Annotated in this window: 12 protein-coding genes; 4 read left to right on the top strand and 8 right to left on the bottom strand. The window is 75.4% G+C overall.

Annotated features, from left to right (window positions below; all coding sequences use genetic code 11):
• Positions 1–85: 85 nt before the first annotated feature.
• Both CLV28_RS14210 and CLV28_RS14205 read left to right on the top strand, forming a co-directional pair.
• Positions 86–775, top strand: coding sequence for an amino acid ABC transporter permease (locus tag CLV28_RS14210; RefSeq protein ID WP_100423995.1), 690 nt, complete (start codon positions 86–88; stop codon positions 773–775).
• Positions 772–1,719: an amino acid ABC transporter permease gene (locus CLV28_RS14205; RefSeq protein ID WP_100423994.1), complete on the top strand. Its 948-nt coding sequence runs from the start codon at positions 772–774 to the stop codon at positions 1,717–1,719. The genes CLV28_RS14210 and CLV28_RS14205 overlap by 4 nt, the downstream gene beginning before the upstream one ends.
• Positions 1,720–1,854: 135 nt before the next feature.
• Here CLV28_RS14205 and CLV28_RS14200 read toward each other — a convergent pair whose 3' ends face one another.
• From CLV28_RS14200 to CLV28_RS14180, 5 genes are all read right to left on the bottom strand, one after another.
• Positions 1,855–2,448 carry a regulatory protein RecX gene (locus CLV28_RS14200; protein WP_100423993.1) on the bottom strand — a complete coding sequence of 198 codons (594 nt, stop codon included), beginning with the start codon at positions 2,446–2,448 and terminating at the stop codon, positions 1,855–1,857.
• A gap of 164 nt (positions 2,449–2,612) precedes the next feature.
• Positions 2,613–3,728, bottom strand: coding sequence for a recombinase RecA (recA, locus tag CLV28_RS14195; protein ID WP_100424077.1), 1,116 nt, complete (start codon positions 3,726–3,728; stop codon positions 2,613–2,615).
• Positions 3,729–3,959: 231 nt separating this feature from the next.
• On the bottom strand, positions 3,960–4,760 hold the full coding sequence (locus tag CLV28_RS14190; RefSeq protein ID WP_239073246.1) for an MBL fold metallo-hydrolase: 801 nt from the start codon (positions 4,758–4,760) through the stop codon (positions 3,960–3,962).
• Positions 4,757–6,925, bottom strand: a complete 2,169-nt coding sequence (locus CLV28_RS14185) for an alkaline phosphatase family protein (protein WP_100423992.1) — start codon at positions 6,923–6,925, stop codon at positions 4,757–4,759. Before CLV28_RS14185 ends, CLV28_RS14190 begins: the two co-directional genes overlap by 4 nt.
• A 4-nt stretch (positions 6,926–6,929) precedes the next feature.
• Positions 6,930–7,178 carry a DUF3046 domain-containing protein gene (locus CLV28_RS14180; protein WP_100423991.1) on the bottom strand — a complete coding sequence of 83 codons (249 nt, stop codon included), beginning with the start codon at positions 7,176–7,178 and terminating at the stop codon, positions 6,930–6,932.
• Positions 7,179–7,262: 84 nt separating this feature from the next.
• Between CLV28_RS14180 and CLV28_RS14175 the strand changes: the two genes are divergently transcribed.
• The gene (locus tag CLV28_RS14175; RefSeq protein WP_100423990.1) at positions 7,263–12,056 is read left to right on the top strand and encodes an ATP-dependent helicase; all 4,794 of its coding nucleotides are present in this window, start codon (positions 7,263–7,265) and stop codon (positions 12,054–12,056) included.
• A gap of 177 nt (positions 12,057–12,233) precedes the next feature.
• Here CLV28_RS14175 and CLV28_RS14170 read toward each other — a convergent pair whose 3' ends face one another.
• From CLV28_RS14170 to pgsA, 3 genes are all read right to left on the bottom strand, one after another.
• Positions 12,234–12,569: a helix-turn-helix domain-containing protein gene (locus CLV28_RS14170; protein ID WP_100423989.1), complete on the bottom strand. Its 336-nt coding sequence runs from the start codon at positions 12,567–12,569 to the stop codon at positions 12,234–12,236.
• A 190-nt stretch (positions 12,570–12,759) separates the two neighbouring features.
• Entirely contained in the window at positions 12,760–13,299 is a 540-nt protein-coding gene (locus tag CLV28_RS14165; protein ID WP_100423988.1) for a CinA family protein, read from the bottom strand.
• Positions 13,299–13,925 (bottom strand): CDP-diacylglycerol--glycerol-3-phosphate 3-phosphatidyltransferase, encoded by a 627-nt coding sequence (gene pgsA, locus CLV28_RS14160; RefSeq protein WP_100423987.1) that lies wholly within the window; start codon positions 13,923–13,925, stop codon positions 13,299–13,301. The genes CLV28_RS14165 and pgsA overlap by 1 nt, the downstream gene beginning before the upstream one ends.
• A 104-nt stretch (positions 13,926–14,029) precedes the next feature.
• Between pgsA and CLV28_RS14155 the strand changes: the two genes are divergently transcribed.
• Complete coding sequence (locus tag CLV28_RS14155; protein WP_100423986.1) at positions 14,030–15,373, top strand: CapA family protein; 1,344 nt, start codon at positions 14,030–14,032, stop codon at positions 15,371–15,373.
• Positions 15,374–15,377: the final 4 nt, after the last annotated feature.

Raw genomic sequence — 15,377 nt, 5'->3', positions numbered from 1 at the left:
TGCCGGGGGCGTCGGACGGCGCCCCCGGCCGTGACACCGCCCGCGACCGCCCGCCGCACGAGACGCCCAGGAAGGACCTGACCCCGTGGGTGACTTCTTCTCCCAGTTCGCCACCCTGTTCGAGAACTACGACGTGCTCGGCGCGTTCTGGGTCAACATCCAGCTCACGTTCTGGGCGGCGCTGCTCGCGCTCGTGATCGGCACCGTGCTGGCGCTCATGCGGATCTCGCCGATCCCGAGCCTCGCGTGGGTCGGCACCGCGTACGTGACGATCTTCCGCAACACCCCCCTGACGATCATCATGGTCTTCATGACCCTCGGGGTCTGGGGCCAGCTCAAGTTCGAGCTCTCGCAGGACTTCGCGAGCAACTTCTTCCGGCTCGCCGTCGTCGCCCTCGCCGTCTACCACGCGGCGTTCGTGTGCGAGGCGATCCGCAGCGGCGTCAACACCGTGCCCCTCGGCCAGGCCGAGGCGGCCCGCGCGATCGGGCTGTCGTTCCTGCCCGCGGCGCGCATCGTGATCCTTCCCCAGGCGTTCCGCGGTGCGGTCGCACCGCTCGGCAACACGCTCATCGCCCTCATCAAGAACTCGACGGTGGCCGCGGCAGCGGGCGTCGCGACGGAGACCTCGACCCTGATGAAGAACATGATCGAGTTCAACTCGAGCCTGATCTACGCGATCTTCCTGACCTTCGCGATCGGGTACGTGATCCTCGTGATCCCCGTCGGCGTCGCGACCACCGCGCTCTCGCGCCGGCTGGCGGTGCGCCGATGAGCGCCCGCCGCAGCGTCCTGTTCGACGCCCCGGGCCCCGTCGCCCGCCGACGCATCGCGATCGGGAACGTCGTCGCCGCGATCCTCGTCGCCGCGCTCGTCGTCCTGCTCCTGATGCGGCTCGACGCCGAAGGGCAGCTCGACGCCGACAAGTGGGCGCCGATCTTCACGGCCGACGCGTGGACCAACTACCTGCTGCCCGGGCTCGTGGACACGCTGCGCGCCGCCGCGCTCGCGATCGTCGGAGCCCTCGTGCTCGGGATCCTGCTCGGCATCGGACGGGTCGCGCACGCCTGGTGGCTCCGCGCGATCTGCACCGTCGTCGTCGAGTTCTTCCGCGCCGTGCCCGTGCTGCTCATGATGATCTTCTTCTGGCTGCTCATGGCGCAGCAGAACGTGCCCGACGCACCGTTCTGGGCCGTCGTGCTCGCGCTCGTGCTCTACAACGGGTCGGTCGTCGCGGAGCTCGTGCGCTCCGGCGTCCACGGCCTGCCCAGCGGGCAGCGCGAGGCCGCGCTCGCCGTGGGTCTCACGCGCGGTCAGTCGTTGCGCTCGGTCGAGGTGCCGCAGGCCCTCGTCGCGATGCTCCCCGCGCTCGTGTCCCAGCTCGTCGTGGTGCTCAAGGACTCCGCGCTCGGCTACATCATCACGTACACCGAGCTGCTGCAGGAGTCGCGCCGCCTGGGATCCGCGAACGTGAACATCCTCCAGGCGCTCACCGTCGCGGCGGTCATCTTCATCGTCGTCAACTACACGCTCACCAAGATCGCCGAGCTCCTCGCGCGCACGCTGAGCTCTCGCACCGCCGGGTCGACCACGACTTTCGCCGCGGGCCTCGAGAACACCGCGGGCGGTGGGTCGACCCTCCAGGCGGACCTTCCCGCCGGGGACCCCGACGTCACGGACCACCCGCACGAGCACGGCGCCGGACCACGCCTGGGCTGAGCGTCCAGGGCATATCGCCGTCGAACGTCACGCGGTCGAACGTCACGCGGTCGAACGTTCACGCCGTCGAACGTTCACGCCGTCGAACTCCTCGGGGCCCAGCGCGTCGCTGTCGAACGCCTACCCGTCAAACGCCTACGCGTCGAATGGCTCCCCGTCGAACAGCTCGCCGTCGGAGACTCCGTCGTCGGAGGCCTCGCGATCCAGCGCCTCGCGCACGAGCTCGAACGCGAGCCCCGGCGCGTAGCCCTTGCGCGCGAGCGCACCGACCGCCCGACGGATCCGGACGTCCCGGTCGAGCCCGCGCGTGCGTGCGACGCGACGCACGGCGAGCTCGCGGGCGGCCTCGCGCTCGTCGTCGTCGTCGACCTGCGCGAGGGCGTCGGCGGCCGTGCCCTCGTCGATGCCCTTGCGTCGCAGCTCCTGCGCGAGGAGGCGGCGCGAGGCGCCACGCTCGGCGTGCCGGGTGCGCACGAGCATCGCCGCGTAGGCGGCGTCGTCGATCAGGCCGACCTCCTCGAGACGGTCGAGCAGCGGGTCGACGACCTCGTGCGGGTAGTCCTTGCGCGCGAGCGACTCGGTCAGCTGCGCCCTCGTGCGTGGCGCCGCCGTCAGCGAGCGCAGCACGTGCTCGCGGGCCTTCTCGGTCGCCTCGTCGAGGGTGATCTCCCCCGCCTCGAGCCGCTCCCGGACGGTGGGCCGAGGTGCGCGGCGCCGACCGCGCTCCACGTCACCGCCGGTGCGGGCTGAGTCCTCGGCGGCAGGTTCAGCGGCGGGATCGAGGGCGGCGTCGACGGTGACCTTGACGGCGCTGTCGCCGTCGCCGTCGCGAGCAGGGCTCGCGGCCCGGTCACGTCGACCGGGCCGCGAGCCCTCAGCGCTGCTCGACCGGATCAGAAGTCGACCTTCGCCGACTTCGTGGCACGGCCCTTGGCCGCGGGAGGGGCAGCCGCCGCGGGCGCGGGTGCGGGCGTGGCGCCGGCGGCGACCTCGTCGGCCGGTGCGTCGAGCTTCGCACCGACGCCGAGCTTCTCCTTGATGCGCTTCTCGAGCTCGTTCGCGAGGTCCGGGTTGTCACGCAGGAACGCGCGCGAGTTCTCCTTGCCCTGGCCGAGCTGGTCGCCGCCGTAGGTGAACCACGAGCCGGACTTGCGCACGAACCCGTGCTCGACGCCCATGTCGATGAGTCCGCCCTCGCGCGAGATGCCCACGCCGTACAGGATGTCGAACTCGGCCTGCTTGAACGGCGGCGCCATCTTGTTCTTGACGACCTTGACGCGGGTCCGGTTGCCGACCGCGTCCGTGCCCTCCTTGAGGGTCTCGATGCGGCGGATGTCCATACGGACCGAGGCGTAGAACTTGAGCGCCTTGCCACCGGTCGTGGTCTCGGGCGAGCCGAAGAACACGCCGATCTTCTCGCGGAGCTGGTTGATGAAGATCGCGGTGGTCCCGGACTGGCTGAGCGCACCGGTGATCTTGCGCAGCGCCTGGGACATCAGGCGCGCCTGGAGACCGACGTGGCTGTCGCCCATCTCGCCCTCGATCTCGGCCTTGGGCACGAGCGCCGCGACCGAGTCGATGACGATGATGTCGAGCGCGCCCGAGCGGATCAGCATGTCCATGATCTCGAGCGCCTGCTCGCCGGTGTCCGGCTGCGAGACGAGCAAGGCGTCGGTGTCGACGCCGAGCTTCTTCGCGTACTCGGGGTCGAGCGCGTGCTCGGCGTCGATGAACGCGGCGATGCCGCCGGCACGCTGCGCGCTCGCGACCGCGTGCAGGGCGACGGTCGTCTTGCCGCTCGACTCGGGGCCGTAGATCTCGACCACGCGGCCGCGCGGGAGTCCGCCGATCCCGAGCGCGACGTCGAGCGCGATCGACCCCGTGGGGATCACGTCGACCGGGGCACGCCCCTCGTCGCCCAGACGCATCACGGAACCCTTGCCGAAGTTGCGGTCGATCTGGGCGAGCGCTGCTTCGAGCGCCTTCTCGCGGTCTGCCGGTGCGGGCATGTCGGTCACCTTTGCTACGGGGCACGTCGTGTGCCGAGAAGTCGTGCTGTCCTGTGTCGTGTCCGACGCTACGACGGGCCACCGACACGCGGGCCCGCCGTGCCCCGCACGGTGGAGGAGCCCCCCTCACCGGCTCCTGTGCACGACGATACCCGAACACGTGTTCGACCACGAGCACCTGCGGCGTGTCGCGCCCCGGCCCCGTCGACGGGACCGCACGGGCAGGTGACGTCACCGCCCGACGGGAACCTCCCACGCCTGCCCCGGCGCGAGCACGACCGGGCGGCAGCCCGGCGCCCGGTCGGCGAGCGCGACGCCGAACGCGAGCCCGGGCACGTCCATCCACCCGCGCGGCAGCCACCGGCCGCCGGGCACGTGCAGCGTCCCCCAGTGCACGGGCACCGCGGCGCGCACCCCCGCGTCCGCGCACACCTGGGCGGCCTGCGCCGGGCCCAGGTGCCCGCCCGAGAGCCGCGGGCCCCACCCCGAGACCGGCACGAGCGCGAGGTCGACGGGCGCGCCCGCGAGCGCCGCGACGTCCGCCATCGCGGGGTAGGCCTCGGTGTCGCCGAGGGCCCACACGACCGCACGGTCGTCGCCACGGCTCCAGCGCACGAGGTGGCCGATCGTCCCGTTGGGCCGGTGCGGCATGGGTCGGTCGCCGTGCACGGCCGGGACGGACCGCACCTCGACGCGACCCGCGCCGGTGGCGTCGCCGACGCTCGTCCACTCGTCCGGGGCGAGCGCGACGCCCCGCAGCCCGTGGCGCTCGAGCCACGGGACGTTCTCGGGCGCGGCGAGCACGGGGGCGTCGGGCAGCATGCGCAGCGACGCGACCTCGGCGTGGTCGAGGTGCAGGTGGGAGAGCAGGACGGCGTCGCTCCCCCGCCAGGCCCCGGAGGGCGCGCCGCCGCGGCGTCGCAGCAGGCCGGCGTGGCGGCGCAGGAGCGGGTCGGTGACCAGCCGCACGCCGGCGACGTCGATCACGACGGTCGAGTGCCCGACCCAGGTTACCCGCAGCGTCTCGCTCACGGCCGCAGCCCGAGCTCGCGCGACCAGGCGACGAGCCGCTCGTGCACGGCCTCGGCGCCGACGAGCATGGGCGTGCCGTCGACGTCCTCGAGCAGCGCGGCGGGCACCTCGAGGTCGACCGGACGCACGAGCAGGGCCTCGTTCTGCGCGCCGCCGAGCCCGCCGTGCGACCCGACGAGGCCCTCGAACGCGTGCACGAGCCCGGCGCCGTCGACCGCCGAGACGAGCAGGACGTCGCCCGCGTGCTCGAGGTGCGCGGCGCGCAGCAGGTCGGGCGCGGCGCGCGCGCCGTACCGTGCGAGCGGGTCGACCCCGACGACGACGCCCGTGGTCAGGTTGTGCCGACCCGCGGGTCCGTGGGCGACGACGTCGACGGGCTCGTCGCCGCGCTCGACGTGCGTCGGGGCCTCGCGGGTCACCACGACGCCGACGGTCGGGTTCGCGAGCAGGCCCGGCAGGAGCCGGGGCCACCTGCCGCGGATCTCGTCGCCGCGCGGCCGGGCGTCGAGCCGGGGGAACCACACGAGGCCGAGGTTCCCCGAGCCGACGACCACGACCTCGGGGACCTCGGTGCCGTCCGCGTCCCCGGACCGGTGCCGGCTCTCCCGACCGACCACGACGCGCCCCTCGGGCGCGCGCGAGAACGCGTTGAGCGCGGTGTTGACCGCACCCCAGGCCTCGTCGTCCGCGGGCCTCGGACGGCGCCCGGCGACGTCTGCGGCCGGAGCGAGGTCGGCGGACGGCAGTTCGGCGGACCCCAGGTCGGCGGACAGGACGTCGGACGGCGCCGGGCCCGGCGCGTCCGCCACGAGCCGTCGAACCTCCTCGCCGAACGTCCGCCCGACGACGGTCGCGAACGTCTCTCCGAGCGACTGGCCGTGGTCCGAGAGCACGACGATCCGGTAGTCCCGGGGCGCGGCCTGCGCGACGCGCTCCCAGAGCCCGACGACACGGTCGAGGCCCTCGAGCGCACGCAGCGACTCGGGGCGCAGCGGCCCCGCGTGGTGGGCGATCTCGTCGTAGTCGACGAGGTCCACGAACACGACCGGCGCGCCGTGCACGAGCTGCTCGGCGACGAGCGAGACGTTCAGGTCGCGCAGCACGACGTTGGACACACCGCGCAGCACGGGGAACCAGCCGAGCCGCCGCACGCGCGGCCGCACGCCCCGCACGGCCTGCTTCCAGCCCTGGTAGTACTCCTTGAGGGTCTCGCCGACCGTGCCGACCATCGCGCGCGCGAGCACGAAGGGCGAGGAGAAGAAGTGCACGAACAGGTGACCCGGGCCGAGGCCGCCGCGGCCCGCGGTGCGGGACATCACGAGCAGGCTCGTGGGGGCGTCGCCCGAGAACATCGTGGAGACCGCGACGCCGTCGTGCGCGAGGAGGCCCGCGCCGTCCGACACCCGCGCCTCGACCAGGGCCGCGTCGGCCGGCCGGTTCGTGACCACGAGCCGGCGCTCGCCGCGGTCCCACCAGCGGAACGCGGGCACCTCGCGGCTCTCGCCGTGCAGGAGGCCCGCCTGGCTGGCCGGGGTCGTGCACGGCACGCGCGCCCACCACGACCCCGCGGTGTGCGTGCCCGCCTCGAGCCACGACGCGACGTGCGGGACGAGACCGGCCTGCACGGCGTGGTCGAACGTCGAGCGGGAGACGCCGTCGAGCTGCACGACGAGCAGGCCCGGGCGTGCGCCCTCGGGGGCACCTTCGCCGCCGCGCCGCACGCGCGCCCGCTCGGCCCGGCGGGCGCGACGCAGCACGTCCGCGACGACGTACTCCTCGTCGTCCGCCCCCACGAGGGCCTGGCCGACCGCCATGACCACGGCCGCGACGAGCAGCACCACGAGCGTGCGGCCCCAGCCGCCGCTGTCGATCCCGGGCAGCAGGCGCAGGGCCGCGAGCGCCACGACGAGCTGTGCGGCGAGGGCGAGCACGATCGCGACGACCGCGCCGACGCGGGCAGCGACGAGACGCAGGAGCGGGCGCAGGAGCGCGTCGCCCAGGGCGACGACGGCCGCGACGAGCAGGACCCACTGCGGGCCGTCCGCCCCCGTGCGCGGGACGACGAGCAGCGCGACCCCGACCCCGAGCGCGGTCACGAGCAGGGACCACAGGACCCCCGTAAGGTCACGCACCGTCGGGACGATCCAGCGGTCGGCTGCGCTCATGCGGTCATGATGCCGCAGAACCTCGCCGGGGCGGGGCAGGACGGCGGTGGTCGTGTCCCCAGCGCCGCTCGTCGGGCACGTCCATCGCGTCGCACAGCGCGTGCCAGACGACGCGCGGCTCGACGCCGTCGTCGAGGGCCTGCGCCGCCGTCCGGCTCCCGAGCTCGGTCAGGGACAGGTCGTGCGCGAGGACGCGCCCGTACCCGGTGCCGAGGACCTCCTCGACCAGCAGCCAGAACTCGCGGTGTCGCACTCCCCCACCTTCCCACGCCCGGGACGCCCCGGGCGACCAGCGCGCTCGGCTGCGCGCGTCGGTGGCGCCTGCGACGATGCCAGCATGTCACCCGACCGCGACGAGCCCGCGAGCCACGAGGCCGTCCCTGCGGGTCCGGACGGCGTCCCTGCGGGTCTCGGCGGCTTCGCGGAGCCCACGCGCGCCTGGTTCGCGAGCGCGTTCGAGGCGCCGACGCCCGCGCAGAGCGGCACGTGGGACGCGGTGCGCAGCGGGCGGCACGCGCTCGTCGTGGCGCCGACCGGGTCGGGCAAGACCCTCGCCGCGTTCCTCTCGGCGATCGACGACCTCACGAGCACCCCGACGCCCGAGGACCCGCTCGCACGCTGCCGCGTGCTGTACGTCTCGCCGCTCAAGGCCCTCGCGGCGGACGTCGACCGCAACCTGCGCGCGCCGCTCGCCGGGATCCGGCACGCCGCGCAGCGCCTGGGCGCGACGACCCCCGACGTCGTGGTCGGCACGCGCACCGGGGACACGCCCGCGTCCGAGCGCCGGCAGCTCGGTCGGCGTCCGCCCGACGTCCTCATCACGACGCCCGAGTCCCTCTACCTGGTGCTGACGTCGGCCGCGCGCGCCGGGCTCGCGGGCGTGCGCACGGTCATCGTCGACGAGATCCACGCGGTCGCGGGCACCAAGCGCGGGGCGCACCTCGCGCTCTCGCTCGAACGGCTCGACGCGATGCTGCCCGCACCGGCCCAGCGGGTCGGCCTGTCGGCGACCGTGCGCCCGGTCGAGGACGTCGCGCGGTTCCTCGCCGGTACCCGGTCGCCCGCCGACGGCGGGCGCGAGGTCGTGGTGGTCCAGCCGCCCGCGACCAAGCGCATCGAGGTCGAGATCGCCGTGCCGGTGCCCGACCTGACCGACCTCGCGTCGGCGCCGGCGCCCCCGACGCCCGACGGTGGGGCGGACGACGGCCGGCGGGCCGCGTCGGTCTGGCCGCACGTCGAGGAGCGCGTGGTCGACCTCGTCGAGCAGCACCGGTCGACGCTCGTGTTCACCAACGCCCGGCGCAGCGCAGAGCGCCTGACCGCCCGGGTCAACGAGGTCGCCTCCGCCCGGCGCGGCGAGCCCGTCGACGTCGGGTCGGTCCAGGCCGCCCTCGTCCCGGGCCAGTCGGGGGTGGGCGCGGGCGTCGCTCCCGTGCTCGCGCGCGCGCACCACGGCTCGATGAGCCGGGCCGAGCGCACCCGCACCGAGGACGAGCTCAAGGCCGGGCGGCTGCCCGCGGTCGTCGCGACCTCGTCGCTCGAGCTCGGCATCGACATGGGCGCGATCGACCTCGTGGTCCAGGTCGGCGCGCCGCCGTCGGTCGCGAGCGCGATGCAGCGGATCGGCCGTGCGGGGCACCAGGTCGGCGCGGTCTCGCACGGCGTCGTGCTGCCCACGTTCCGCGGCGAGCTCGTGCCCGCCGCGGTCGTGGCCGAGCGCATGCGCGCGGGGCTCATCGAGCACGTGCGGGTGCTGAGCAACCCGCTCGACGTGCTCGCGCAGCAGGTCGTCGCGATGGTCGCGCTCGACGACTGGTCGGTCGCCGACCTCGCCGCCCTCGTGCGTCGCGCGGCCCCGTACGAGCACCTCGGCGACGCGACCCTGCACGCGGTGCTCGACATGCTCGCGGGCCGCTACCCCGGCGAGGACTTCGCCGAGCTGCGCCCGCGCGTGGTCTGGGACCGCGCGCACGACGTGCTGAGCGCGCGGCCCGGCGCGCTGCGCCTCGCGGTCACGAGCGGCGGGACGATCCCCGACCGCGGCCAGTACGGCGTGTTCCTCGCCGGGGCGCAGGACGAGCCCGGGGCGGACGCCGCGGGCGACCGCGTGCCCGGACCGCGCGGCGGGCGCCGGGTGGGCGAGCTCGACGAGGAGATGGTCTACGAGTCGCGCGTGGGCGACACGTTCACGCTCGGGTCCTCCACCTGGCGGATCGAGGACATCACGCCCGACCGCGTGCTCGTGACGCCCTCGCCCGGCGCGCCCGGGAGGCTGCCGTTCTGGAAGGGCGACCAGCCCGGACGGCCTGCCGAGCTCGGCCGCGCCGTGGGCACGTGGGTGCGGGAGACCTCCGCGGCCGACGACCCGGCAGAGCCCGGCGCCGTCCTTCGCCGGCTCGCCGCGGGCGGCCTGGACCCGTGGGCCGCGCAGAACGTCGCGGCGTACCTGCGTGAGCAGCGCACGGCCACGGGCCGGCTGCCCGACGACCGCACGGTCGTGGTCGAGCGGTTCCGCGACGAGCTCGGCGACTGGCGCGTCGTGATCCACTCCCCGTGGGGCGCGCGCGTGCACGCGCCGTGGGCGCTCGTGCTGGCCGGGCGGCTGCGTGAGCGGTTCGGGTTCGACGCCGCCGCGGTGCACGCCGACGACGGGATCGTGCTGCGGCTGCCGGACACCGCGGAGGACTGGGAGTCGGGCGGCGGGACGACGACCGTCACGGCCGCCGACCTCCTGATCGACCCCGACGACGTGCTCGACGCGGTGCGCGCCGAGATCGCCGGGTCGGCGCTGTTCGCCGCCCGGTTCCGCGAGGCGGCCGCCCGTTCGCTGCTGCTGCCGCGCCGGCGCCCCGACCGGCGTCAGCCCCTGTGGCAGCAACGGCACCGGTCCGCGCAGCTGCTCGCGGTCGCGGCGCAGCACGACGACTTCCCGGTCGTGCTCGAGGCGGTGCGCGAGTGCCTCCAGGACGACTTCGACGTCGACGCGCTGCGCACCCTCATGACCGACCTCGCCGCGGGGCGCGTGCGGGTCGTCGAGGTCGAGACGCCCACGCCGTCGCCGTTCGCCCGGTCGCTGCTGTTCGGGTACACCGCGCAGTTCCTCTACGACGGCGACTCGCCGCTCGCGGAGCGACGAGCCGCCGCGCTCACGCTCGACCCCACGCTGCTCGCCGAGCTGCTCGGCACCGCCGACGGCGCGTCGCAGCTCGCGGACCTGCTCGACCCCGACGTCGTGGAGCGCACCGAGGCCGAGATCGCCCTGCGCGCGCCGGGGCGGCGCGCCCGCGACGCCGAGGGCATGGTCGACGTGCTGCGCCGCACCGGGCCGCTCACGCTCGACGAGGCCGCGGCGCGCACCGACCCCGAGCACGCCCCCGACGTCACGGCCTGGCTGACCGCGATGGTCGACGCCCGCCGCGTGATCGAGGTGCGCGTCGCCGGCCGTCCGGCCTGGGCCGTCGTCGAGGACGCCGGACGCCTGCGCGACGCCCTGGGCGTGGCCCTCCCCGCCGGGTTGCCCGCCGCGCTGACCGCGCCCGTCGATGACCCGCTCGGCGACCTCGTGCGCCGCCACGCGCGCACGCACGGGCCGTTCGCCGCGACCGACCTCGCCGCGAGGCTCGGGCTCGGCGTGCACCCCGTCGCCGAGGTGCTGCGCCGGCTCGAACGGTCGCGCACCGTGGTGCACGGCCGCCTGCGCCCCGAACCGCTCGGCGGCACGGGAGACGAGTGGTGCGACGCGGAGGTGCTGCGCGTGCTGCGGCGCCGCTCGCTCGCCGCCCTGCGCTCCGAGATCGAGCCCGTCGAGCAGGAGGCCCTGGGGGTGTTCGCCCCACGCTGGCACCGCCTCGGGACGCTGCGCGGGACCGACGGCCTGCTCGAGGCCGTCGAGCAGCTCGCCGGCCTGGCGTTGCCGGCCTCGGCGATCGAGACGCTCGTGCTGCCCGCCCGCGTGAGCGACTACGCGCCGACCATGCTCGACAGCCTCACGACCGCGGGCGAGGTGCTCTGGGCCGGCCACGGGCCGCTCCCGGGCGCGGGTGACGGACTGGTGAGCCTGCACCTCGCCGACGGCGCCGACCTCACGCTGCCCGCTCCCGCACCGATCGAGGAGGGCGGACCGCTCGACTCGGACCTGCACCGCGTCGTGCTCGACCTCCTGACCGGCACCGGCGGGTACTTCCTCCCGCGCCTCGCCTCGCTCGCAGGGTCCGACGCCGCGAGCACGCTCGACGCGCTCTGGGACCTGGTCTGGGCGGGTCGCGTGACCAACGACGGGTTCGGCGCGCTGCGCGACCGGCTCGGCGTCCGCGGTGGCGGCCACCGCGCACCCCGCCCCGGAGCCCGGCCACGGCCGCTCGCGCGAGCCCGCTTCGCGCACCTCGGCCGGCCCGGCCGCCCCGACGAGACCCTCCCGGCGGGCGGGGGGCGGTGGTCGGCGCTGCCCGCCGTCGAGCCGGACCCGACCCGCCGCACCGCCGCGCTCACGCGCGTGCTGCTCGACCGGCACGGGCTGCTGACGCGCGGCACCGCGCACGCCGAAGGCGTGCCCGACTACTTCCGGGGCGTGTACCGCGCGTTGGGCGAGCTCGAGGGGACGGGGACCGTGCGCCGCGGCTACTTCGTCGAGCACCTGGGCGCCTCACAGTTCGCGCTGCCGGGGGCCGTCGACCAGCTCCGCTCCGGGGCGGCCGACCGTGCCCGGTCGCGCGACGACTCCCGGCAGGACGGGGCCGCACCGCGACGGCGTGCGCTGCTGCTCGCCGCGACCGACCCCGCCAACCCCTACGGCGCGGCGCTGCCGTGGCCCGACCGCACCCGCGACGGCGGGCACCGCCCCGGCCGCAAGGCCGGCGCCGTCGTCGTGCTCGTGGACGGTGCGCTCGTGCTCTACCTCGAGCGCGGCGGGCGATCGCTGCTGACGTCGGGCGACGCGGGCGAGCTCGCCGCGGCCTGCGCCGAGCTCGCCGCCGCGGGCCGTGCCGGACGACTGCCGTCGAGCGTGATCACGCGGGTCGACGGCCTCGACACGCTCGCCGCCGCGGGCCGGATGCCCCGCGAGGGCGCGGTCGCGGCGCTGCTCGACGCCGGGTTCACGATCACCCCGCGCGGGGTGCGCGCACCGCGTTGAACAGGCCCGCGCTGACCGGGCCCGCGCTGACCGGGCCCGCCCGCGCTGCACAGGCCCGCGCGCACGCCAGCACGGCGGGGATACCGGGGATGCCGGGAGCCGGGACTGCCGGGGAGCCGGGACGCGCGAAGGGCGCGCCGCTCGTGCGGCGCGCCCTTCGTCGTGGGTCCCTGAGGCTCAGCCGACCGGCTGGAGATCCTCCGGTGCGCGCGACGGCCCGGGGCGACCCAGGCTCGTCATCGCGAAGTCCGCAGGGATGGTGTCCGGGATCGCGAGCCCCTCGCTCACGGCGATCCGGTCGCTCACCTCGCGCAGGACGAGGGACATCGGCGTGTCCAGGGCCTCGCAGATCGAGGCCAGCAGCTCGGACGACGCTTCCTTCTGGCCGCGCTCGACCTCGCTCAGGTACCCGAGCGAGACGCGCGCGTCGGACGACACCTCACGCAGGGTGCGCCCCTGACGCTGGCGAGCATCCCGCAGCACATCACCGATCTCACGACGAAGAACAATCATCTGGCGCCCCCTTCCCGTGTCTGTGGCCGTCGGTGCCGGAGCCGTACCGACGACAGTTCTCGTATCCATGCTTCTCGTAGCAGCTGCTCTCGAATCCGTGCCCCGGTCGGGGGTGCTCCTACCGTACCCCGCGGGTCGCGGGCCGACGTGCAGAGTCCGATTCTTCGGGCGGGTGGAGTTCACGTGCGGTTCAACGGTCGTCCGGCGCACTTTGTTCCCGCAGCTCCTCGACCGCGAGCGCCAGCACCGCCCGCACGGCACCGAGCCGCACGTCGTCGCGCCCGCCGTCCAGCCGCAGCGACCGGACGACGGTCCGTGCCGCGGTGCTCACCGCGACATGGACGGTGCCCGCGGGGTGCCCGTCCTGCGGGCCCGGTCCGGCGACGCCCGTGGTCGCGAGCCCCGCGAGCGCCCCCGTGCGCAGCGCGACGCCCTCGGCCATGGCGCGCGCGACGTCGGGGTGCACCGGGCCGTGCTCGGCGAGCAGTGCGCGGTCGACACCGAGCAGCTCGGTCTTGAGGTCGGTCGCGTAGGCCGTCACGCCGCCGCGCAGCACGTCCGACGCGCCGGGGACCGCGACGAGCGCGGCCGTGACCAGGCCGCCCGTGAGCGACTCGGCGACCCCGATCGTGGTCCCGGAGCGCCGCGCGAGCTCCAGGAGCTCGGCGGCGGCCGGTGCCGGGGCGGAGGGCACAGGACCGAGGTCCGTGGCTCGCGCGGCCGTCGACATCAGGCGCCGGAGGGCCCGGCGTCGGGGTCGGCCGCGCGCTCGCGCCGCTGCTCGCGCTTCCCCGCGCGGCGCAGGCGCCACCCCTGGTACGCGTACTCGACCCCCGTGACCACCGTGACCACCAGCGCCGCACCCATGGTGATCGCGGCGAGCACCGCGATCCAGCCGGGCAGGGTGTCCAGGGGCAGGAGGTAGAGGCCGATCGCGGCCGCCTGCAGCACGGTCTTGAGCTTGCCGCCGCGCGACGCGGGCATGACGGCGTACTTGAGCACCGCGAACCGCATCAGCGTGATCCCGAGCTCGCGCACGAGGATCAGGGCCGTGACCCACCACCACAGGTCGCCCAGCCACGAGAGCAGCACGAGCGCCGTCCCGACGAGGAGCTTGTCGGCGATCGGGTCGAGCAGCTTGCCGAGGTCGGTGACCTGGCCCGACCGGCGCGCGAGCCAGCCGTCGAGCCGGTCGGTCGCCGCGGCGAGCAGGAAGATCGTGGCGGCGCACCAGCGCCATCCTGCCTCGTGCCCTCCGTCGGCGAGCAGCGCCCAGGCGAAGAACGGCACGAGGGCGATCCGCACGACCGTGACGGCGTTGGCGGCGTTCCAGGAGGACTTGAGTGCGACGACCACAGCACCACCCTAGGGCCAGCAGGGGCGTGCCGAGGACCGCGCGCGACGTCCCGCCCCTCGGCCGCAGGTGCCGGATCGGCGCCTGCCGCCACTATCCTGCGCGGATGACCCGTCACTTCCGTCGCCGTCGTCGGCCGCGACGTCTCGTCGCCGGCACCGTCGTCGCGACGTTCGCCCTCGTCGTCGGGGGCGCGCTCGGCACGGTCCTGTTCGACGAGCCGCCCGCGAGCGTGCAGGCGTCCGGGTCGCCGCAGGTCGCGGTCGCCGCGACCCAGGAGCCGAGCCCGACGCCGACGCCGCAGGCCGCGACCTTCACGATCGTCGCGACGGGCGACGTCCTGCCGCACACCCCGGTCAACGCGTCCGCGCGCACGGCCGACGGCGGGTACGACTTCTCGGACCTCCTCGCCGGGGCCGACCCGTGGGTCTCCGGCGCCGACCTGGCGCTGTGCCACATGGAGGTCCCCGTGACCCCGGCGGGCGAGCAGGCCAGCGGCTACCCCCGCTTCGCCGCCCTCCCCCAGATCGTCGGCGACCTCGCCGAGCAGGGGTGGGACGGGTGCTCGACCGCGTCGAACCACTCGGTCGACCGCGGGTTCGCGGGCGTCGAGGCCACCCTCGACACGTTCGACGCCGCTGGCCTGGGGCACACCGGGACGGCGCGGACCGCGGCCGAGGCCGCGCTCCCCCAGCTGTACCGGCTCGAGCGGGCCGGGCGCACGCTCACCGTCGCGCACATCTCGGCCGCGTACGGCACCAACGGCCTGCCCGTCCCCGCCGAGCAGCCGTGGTCGGTGAACCTCATCGACACGGCCGCCATCGTCCAGCAGGCGACCGCCGCGCGCGCCGCCGGGGCCGACCTCGTGGTCGTGAGCCTGCACGCGGGCGTCGAGTACACGACGACGCTGACCGACCAGCAGGTGCAGGTCACGCACGACCTCGCCGCCTCGGGGGCCGTGGACCTCGTGATCGGGCACCACGCGCACGTGCCCCAGGCGATCGAGCGCCTCGACGGTGGCCCCGACGGCGCCGGTCTGTGGGTCGCGTACGGGCTCGGCAACTACGTCTCGAACCAGGACGCGAGCTGCTGCTCGCCCGCGACGTCGAACGGGATCCTGATGACCGCGACCGTGGTCCAGGAGCCGGGGGCTCCTGCCCACGTCACGGGCGTCGAGTGGTCGGCGACGACCGTCGACACGGCCGACCACCACCACGTGCACGTGCTCGAGGACGTCGCGGGCGGCGTCGGGACGCTCAGCGCGGCCACCGTCGCGGACCGTCTGGCCGCGGTGCGCTCCGTGGTCGGCACCGACGCGCCCGAGCGCACGACGCCGCCGACACCCACGGGCCCGCCGCCCGTCGTCGTCCCCCGCGAGGAGACCCCCGTCCCGACGGCGACGGCACCGTCGGTGCCCACCTCGCCCGACTCCGCCTCGCCCGACGCCTGAGGCG

This window comes from Sediminihabitans luteus, assembly GCF_002797595.1.
Lineage (GTDB): Bacteria > Actinomycetota > Actinomycetes > Actinomycetales > Cellulomonadaceae > Paraoerskovia > Paraoerskovia lutea.
Note: the sequence above shows the minus strand (reverse complement) of the source record. Positions and strands in the feature narration are given on the sequence as shown.

Excerpts from the sequence above, each read along its gene's own strand:
- CLV28_RS14185 (WP_100423992.1), bottom strand. The coding sequence starts at position 6,925 with ATGAGCGCAGCCGACCGCTGGATCGTCCCGACGGTGCGTGACCTTACG.
- recA (WP_100424077.1), bottom strand. The coding sequence starts at position 3,728 with ATGCCCGCACCGGCAGACCGCGAGAAGGCGCTCGAAGCAGCGCTCGCC.
- CLV28_RS14170 (WP_100423989.1), bottom strand. The coding sequence starts at position 12,569 with ATGATTGTTCTTCGTCGTGAGATCGGTGATGTGCTGCGGGATGCTCGC.
- CLV28_RS14165 (WP_100423988.1), bottom strand. The coding sequence starts at position 13,299 with ATGTCGACGGCCGCGCGAGCCACGGACCTCGGTCCTGTGCCCTCCGCC.
- CLV28_RS14155 (WP_100423986.1), top strand. The coding sequence starts at position 14,030 with ATGACCCGTCACTTCCGTCGCCGTCGTCGGCCGCGACGTCTCGTCGCC.
- CLV28_RS14205 (WP_100423994.1), top strand. The coding sequence starts at position 772 with ATGAGCGCCCGCCGCAGCGTCCTGTTCGACGCCCCGGGCCCCGTCGCC.
- CLV28_RS14175 (WP_100423990.1), top strand. The coding sequence starts at position 7,263 with ATGTCACCCGACCGCGACGAGCCCGCGAGCCACGAGGCCGTCCCTGCG.